The organism is Agitococcus lubricus (assembly GCF_003051055.1).
Classification (GTDB): domain Bacteria; phylum Pseudomonadota; class Gammaproteobacteria; order Pseudomonadales; family Moraxellaceae; genus Agitococcus; species Agitococcus lubricus.
This window is the reverse complement of the sequence record NZ_QAON01000041.1, coordinates 1-6,497: the sequence shown is the minus strand read 5'-3', so window position 1 is coordinate 6,497 and position 6,497 is coordinate 1. Positions and strand designations below refer to the sequence as shown.

General features: G+C 36.0%; 7 protein-coding genes and 1 pseudogene. 2 read left to right on the top strand and 6 right to left on the bottom strand.

Annotation, left to right across the window (positions count from 1 at the left end):
* On the top strand, positions 1-267 hold a 267-nt coding region (locus C8N29_RS16220), incomplete at its 5' end, for an IS3 family transposase (protein ID WP_146164495.1).
* Here C8N29_RS16220 and C8N29_RS16685 read toward each other — a convergent pair.
* The 6 genes from C8N29_RS16685 to C8N29_RS16190 all read right to left on the bottom strand — a co-directional run bounded on the left by C8N29_RS16685 (position 247) and on the right by C8N29_RS16190 (position 5,955).
* On the bottom strand, positions 247-543 hold the full coding sequence (locus C8N29_RS16685; protein ID WP_146164494.1) for a helix-turn-helix domain-containing protein: 297 nt from the start codon (positions 541-543) through the stop codon (positions 247-249). The genes C8N29_RS16220 and C8N29_RS16685 overlap by 21 nt on opposite strands.
* Before the next feature lie 89 nt (positions 544-632).
* Positions 633-842: a hypothetical protein gene (locus C8N29_RS16210; RefSeq protein ID WP_204509388.1), complete on the bottom strand. Its 210-nt coding sequence runs from the start codon at positions 840-842 to the stop codon at positions 633-635.
* A gap of 56 nt (positions 843-898) precedes the next feature.
* Complete coding sequence (locus C8N29_RS16205; protein ID WP_107867113.1) at positions 899-2,398, bottom strand: sigma-54 interaction domain-containing protein; 1,500 nt, start codon at positions 2,396-2,398, stop codon at positions 899-901.
* A complete protein-coding gene (locus tag C8N29_RS16200; RefSeq protein WP_107867112.1) occupies positions 2,385-2,594 on the bottom strand; it encodes a helix-turn-helix domain-containing protein in 210 nt (69 codons plus the stop codon). Before C8N29_RS16200 ends, C8N29_RS16205 begins: the two co-directional genes overlap by 14 nt.
* A 240-nt stretch (positions 2,595-2,834) precedes the next feature.
* Positions 2,835-3,563 (bottom strand): inovirus Gp2 family protein, encoded by a 729-nt coding sequence (locus tag C8N29_RS16195; protein ID WP_107867111.1) that lies wholly within the window; start codon positions 3,561-3,563, stop codon positions 2,835-2,837.
* A gap of 895 nt (positions 3,564-4,458) precedes the next feature.
* Positions 4,459-5,955 carry a YfjI family protein gene (locus C8N29_RS16190; protein WP_275656216.1) on the bottom strand — a complete coding sequence of 499 codons (1,497 nt, stop codon included), beginning with the start codon at positions 5,953-5,955 and terminating at the stop codon, positions 4,459-4,461.
* Positions 5,956-6,276: 321 nt separating this feature from the next.
* On the opposite strand from C8N29_RS16190, the pseudogene C8N29_RS16185 reads away from it, so the two are divergent.
* A pseudogene (locus C8N29_RS16185) lies at positions 6,277-6,497 on the top strand (hypothetical protein); the annotation flags it as partial.

Sequence of the window (6,497 nt, the reverse complement as noted above, 5' to 3'; positions counted from 1 at the left end):
GCATTACGTCAACATCGTGCCATTCAAAGTATGTCTCGAAAAGGCAATTGTTGGGATAATGCGGTTGCTGAAAGCTTTTTTCATACCTTGAAAGCCCATATTGTCCATGACAGTGTCTTTAAAACACGAAAAGAGGCAAATGTAGCCTTGTTTGAGTATATTGAAACTTACTACAATCGGGTCAGACGACATTCAGCTAATGGCTGGTTGAGTCCAAATGCTTTTATGCAAAAGCATCTACTACTTTTAGAGGGTACAACTGTCTAATTTTCTGGCTAGGATCACTTGACGAAGTAGGCACTCAATATAACCCTTACCAAACTCAGTGACTGCGCTAATACGCTTATAGTGGCGTGCTTTTGATAACTCTTGTGCTTGTTTACCACGGTAGCCTCGCTTACCTTGATTGCGACTGCGTTCTCGATAAATAGTTGAGCGTGAGCGATTCAGCGTTCTTGATAATTCAGTCACTGATGTTTTGCTTTTCAAGGCAGCCTGAATATCGTATCTTTCTTCTTGTGAAAGTTGGGTGTATTGCTTCATGTTGTGCTTTCCAATTGCGAGTTGAAAAAATCAGCTTGTATTCTAATACACCTAACTTTTTCAACTACTAACAAATGTGTCGCACTTCGTTATTGAATCCGCCATTCATAAAAACTAGACTGTGGCATGCGTGGCAGCAGCTCTTCTTTATAAATAGCTTTAGTCAGTTCTTCAGCAAAACCGCGTAGCCGTGTTAATGCACTTCCTGGATCGAGATGTAGTACCGCCTCAGCTAAACCACCTAGGTTAGCCAGCAGATTATTCTCGGGTCGCAAGAATTCAAAGTTTGTCGATTTCATAAAATATATTCTGTTCATACCAGCCATATAGCGAATGGCGTGCCAAGTTTATTTTATTACGATTTAATACCGTATTTTTCTATCCAATTGTTTAATGTCTGGTAATTATTTAAACCTAATAGTTGGGCTGCGCGGGTCTTATTTTGACCACTATGCTCTAAAGCCTTACGAATGTATCTTGCAACAAGATCAGAAATTATATTTTGTATATCAATACCTTGAGAGATATTTACATCCATTAAATCTTTATTTTTCTCTGGCATTTCAAATAATGCCTGACGGATATCTTCAGCCGTAATCGTCTCACCTTGACACCACAATGCTGCTCTTAACAAGGTAGACTGTAACTCACGTACATTTCCTCGCCAAGGGTGTTGAAGGATAATATTTTTTGCGTCAGGATAAATTTTTTTATGTTTTAGTATAGAATCACTCATCGTTAAACTACTAATTAAGCTATCCGTCAATAGCGATAAGTCTCCTTCACGCTCTCTTAAGGGAGGCAAATGCAAGACACCTACGGCGACTCGATAAAACAAATCTTCCCTAAAAATACCATTGGCAACAGCCTCTATCAGATTACGATGTGTCGCTGTAATAATACGGACATCTACTTTTTGCTCACTAGTACCACCTACAGGAATAAATGTCCCTTCTTGTAGAACTCTGAGTAATCTAACTTGTACACTCGGTTGTAATTCGCCAAACTCATCTAAAAATAAAGTGCCGCCATGAGCTTGCTCGAATAGTCCTGATTTATCCGCTAATGCGCCAGTAAATGCACCTTTTTTATGACCGAAAAGTACAGAGTCAACCAACTCGACAGGAATAGCACCGCAATTAACAGGTACAAATGGCTTATTGGCTCTATGGCTAGCATTATGAATGGCTCGAGCAAAAAGCTCTTTACCTGTACCCGTCTCTCCATAAATCAATACAGGTACATCAAACTCTGCTAGTTTTTGAGCCTGAGCTTTTAATAACTTCATGCGAGGATTACGCGTAATAATATTGTCAAAAGCTGCATTGATCGGAACGTTCGCTTCCAAAAGCTGATTAATTCTTGAATTACCAAGACTTTTAGCAGCAGGCATATATTCTGCCGACAATTCAAAAGGAATCACAACTTGCTGAACGCCTTGCTCCAAAGAAGACTGATAAAACGTGCATGGGTAGCGAGTTTTACCTAATAAAATCCATACGGCTTGCATAGCAGGTGTACCTGGGCTTAACAAAACAGATAATTCTTTATCCTCTAAAGTAATCCTTGATAAATGCTGATTAGCCTGAAGGTATATTTCACCAAAGTTAACAGGAGACGATAATTCAATAGGGTATGCTCTAATTGGTATATCAATTTCCTGTTTTAACCAAGCTAGATAGGGCGTGACTTGTTCTTTTGGATAGTTGTAAAGTAATTCAACTGCATCAAATTTTTCTGCTTTTAGTGTAGAAGCAATAGGCCCTAATCCCTTATCTTTGGCATCAGTAACTATTGCTTTGAGATCATTACCACCTATCCAACTCACTAGCGTATGTAATTTAGCGTTGCTCATCCGCGAACTCCAGCATATCAGCCACCTGACATTCAAAAAGGCAGCACAGCTTATCCAAAGCACCAAGATCAATCATTTGTGCTATTTCCTTGTACATCAACGTCACCGCATTTCTACTAAAACCTGTTTGACGCAAAACATCCGAAATCTTCATTTTGTGCTCTCCCATAAGGCGAGCAAGATGCCAACGTATCATGGTTAGGCTCTAGTATCTACAGATAATGATAGATAATACCGTAACAATCTAAAATAATTAGAGGTTATCTCCAATTTGATCTATTAAGTTAAACAATCTGTATCGAAATGTGGGTAATGTGGTTTACGATTTATTTACAGCAAACTGCGTATTGACTTAATTACATCAATAACGTTATCCGCTTAAATAATCAGCAAAGTGACATAAACAGAAACTTTGCTGATTATTTAAACTAGAAAATCAAGCTGTCATATCAGTTTGACTTATCCCCGTATCAATAGATCTCAATAACTGGCTAGTTCCAAAATTCCTCACATGATTACCAAATACTTTGGTCTGAGCCTTTGCCAAATAACTCAATCGATAAAACATATCCTCGAAGTTTTTAGTATCTAGCTCACCACGTAAATAACCAACTTTGTAAGTACAATTTTGTGGAAAATGTACCAAAGTATACGCATCAACAGCATTGATATTTAAGGCACTTGCCCACGCCTTGATAATACGACAAGCCATGTTATCCCCATTAAATCGCTGCGGATTAATCGTATTTAATAGGGGAATAGTGCCTAACGTTGCATAAGCATCCAAATTCAATAAAATCACAAAATGATAATGTGATTTATTGTTTATGCCTTCTTCCCTTGTCCAAATATAAGCCAATGGCGAATAATGCGCTTTTGGATTTTCTTTTAATCGCTTTTTATAATTTGCTTCCAATTGGGATTTTAAAGATGCTGTAAATCTAGAGACCAAAGACTCACTGTCATAATCATTATTAGGCAAATGTAAATCAAACCTTATCACTAATAAACGTCTCATGACAATGACTGCATTTCTAATCACTTGGAACATCGACTCCAAATAATTAGAAAAGAATGGTACATAATTACCTTGTAAAGATAGTCCTCTCCAAGAGCTTTCATAATAAAGATTTAAGTTTCTATTGTCAGGATATGTTTTAAACATGATATAGCCTCACTATGGTTGTTACTACTCATAGTAAGATTACTATTGTTATTTTTTATTATTTTTAATTATTAAATTAGAGAACTTGTTGTTCTCTAATTTATTGTTTAATATTTAATTTATATAGATAATAAAATATATTACCATTACCGAAAAAATATATTACTATTTGACCACTAAAATCATGAAAATCATATAGAAGATAAAAAGCACTCTACTGCAATAAATTGATTAGATTATCTGCGTTAAACTACTCTTGAGATAAATTATCATAAAATAATAATTTTATTATTAAATTAAAATAAATATATAAAATTTCTGCGAAATATATACCTTAAAATAGCTCAGCATTGTGCTCGGAATCAACTCAAAGTTGAGTCAATTTTTAGTTTTATTGACTGAGCAGAAGATACATAACCGATACCTATTCAATGACTAATCGGAAAAATTGGTCATGATAATATTTACGTGATTTATTACCAAAGACCATTGCTATCATTGGCCTTGTATCATAAATCACTTAGTTAATTAACATCACCGAAAACTCATCATCATAGCCTTTTTATGCTGCTATTTTTGCTACTAGTAGCAAAAATAGCAACTCTTAAACAGTAGGTAAAAATAATATGCACAAATCATGATGGCGACGAGAGTGTATAAGTATTTGAATGGGGCTTATTCAATATCTAATTTTAATTATGTAAATAGGTACTGATGTTTTGATTGTGCTTGCGAAAGAAGCTATTCTTTAGAGAACACGAGGAGTGAATCGTGTGGTTTGGTTATTCAAAAGTAGCATCAAAAATAGATTTTTTCAGGGCAATCGTGCTTATACAAATAATCAGAATACGACTCACATGTACACATCAAAAAATCTTATACTCCAATTTTTATATTATAATGAAGCCAGATTAAATCCAAATTTTTGCATTAAATTAGGTTCTATATCAATATATTTAGTCCGTTCATGAATTACTACCAAAATATCCCCACGCCTGACTAATACGTTAATTGCTTTATTTAGTCGGTCTGTATCGCGTAATTGATTCTTGCATCTTTGTCGCACGAAGTTTTTAGCAACATATCGCCCATGTAAAAATACAGGATCACAAATATTATATAACCAATTTAATAATATATCAGCATCTACCTCCTCTTGTGCCTGCACATCAAATTTTTGCACAAAGAACTCTGAGCAGGCATGACAAATATTCTTTGCCATATTGAACGTACTTAGTGAAATGTCACCGTCATAGCCCTCAAAAAAATGCAGTAAAGCCGCTACCCTACCCACATTTTCTGCAAGTTTAGAGGCATGGTCTTTAGTTTGTCGGTATATCCCTCTTGGGTTTATATTAAACTCAACCCAGTTAAAGTAGTTTACCCAAGCTTCGGCTGCTTCTGTTGAAAACTGTATGACTTTGCGTTCTCCGCCAACATGATTAACATTCATTTCTAATAAGGACTTGATTCTGTCGTTAAAATAATGGATATGTTCCCAAGAAGTAGTGGTATTTTCAATGTATCTCTGCCCTTGTATCGATTGGGGCTCGTACATTAAAGCGCGTGCCAACAAGCCAGAGCTGCGTGCATTTTGACCTTCTTTTTCTAAGTAGTCTTGTAATATGTCTGACTGAACCATAATAAAGACCGTTAAGCGAGCACCTCTAATATGATAACTCTCACCTTTTACACGATCCACAATGATATTCTCACCACTCCAAATAGCATTCTGTTTGCCAAAATCTTTAAAAGCGGTACTTTTAAAAATATTTTTCCCTTCACTAGATACTAAACCCGCAGCAGGAAAATCATTAGATAATCCAGAAAATAATGCTTCTGAAGTCGCATTTTCATATAACAACTTAAATTTTTTAGGGGGAGATACTAAGGTTCGATTCATCTTTTTCAATTGCTCCTCTTCATTGGTAGCATCCAATCCTTTAGACGCTAGCTTACGAATAGCATCTTTAAGTCCCTTTTGTTTTTGCTCTACAATGTTATTAGAAATTTTCCATTCAGCAAGTTGCTCCTTATATACCTCTAATTGAGCATCCTCAAACTCACGTATTGAGGCAAAGAGTTTCTTTTCAACAGTGGACTTACGTTCACCGGAATCTGAAACCAAGAGCAACATCAGTGAAGTGGGGATTATATTTCCTATTGGCAATTGCACATCAATTAAATTTTGACAAGAAATAGAAATTGCCGCCAGTGCTGTCATTAGTACCAACTCGATTGGAGTTTTGGTATTAGTCTGTACCTCATTAACTACATGATAAAGAGTCTCACAATTCGCAAATTGAATATATGACTGACGATATGATCCTGTAGATACATTGTTACCTAATCTAGATGGTATTCTGTTAGGTAAATTTATTTCATCTCTCAAGATTTTTATCTCCTTAACCCCTAATTATGACTACCTCATTGAATATTTGTTACCTATTGAAGTTGAGGCATTGAAAGTTTAATTATCTGCTAAATTGAAAAACTTGTATTGAATAAAAGCAATCAGTAATTGCTTTGCAGAAGATTTTTATGTAATTATTTTTTAAATGTCTATTTCTGTCGTCATTGGCCTGCTTCATCCCAAAAAATTTCAAATATATATTACTCACCTGAGTACATCACACTCATATCTTCCAAACCTTATAAAGCCTCATATCACTTAGGTGGTATGGGGCTTTATGCTTTTATAGGATTCATCATCATGACTATGCGTTGTCCTTATTGTTTATCTTATCAAGTCGATACCTTAAATCAGGCTAAAAAGACTGGCAGTGCTGTCGGTACTGTCGCAGGAGCAGCCAGTGGAGCTTCAAGCTCTTTTACTGGCGCAAGAGTTGGAGCATCTATTGGTGCAGTGGTTGGCCCTGTCGGTTCGGTGGTCGGTGGTTTTGCAGGAGCGTTATTAGGTGGCTTTCTTGGGGG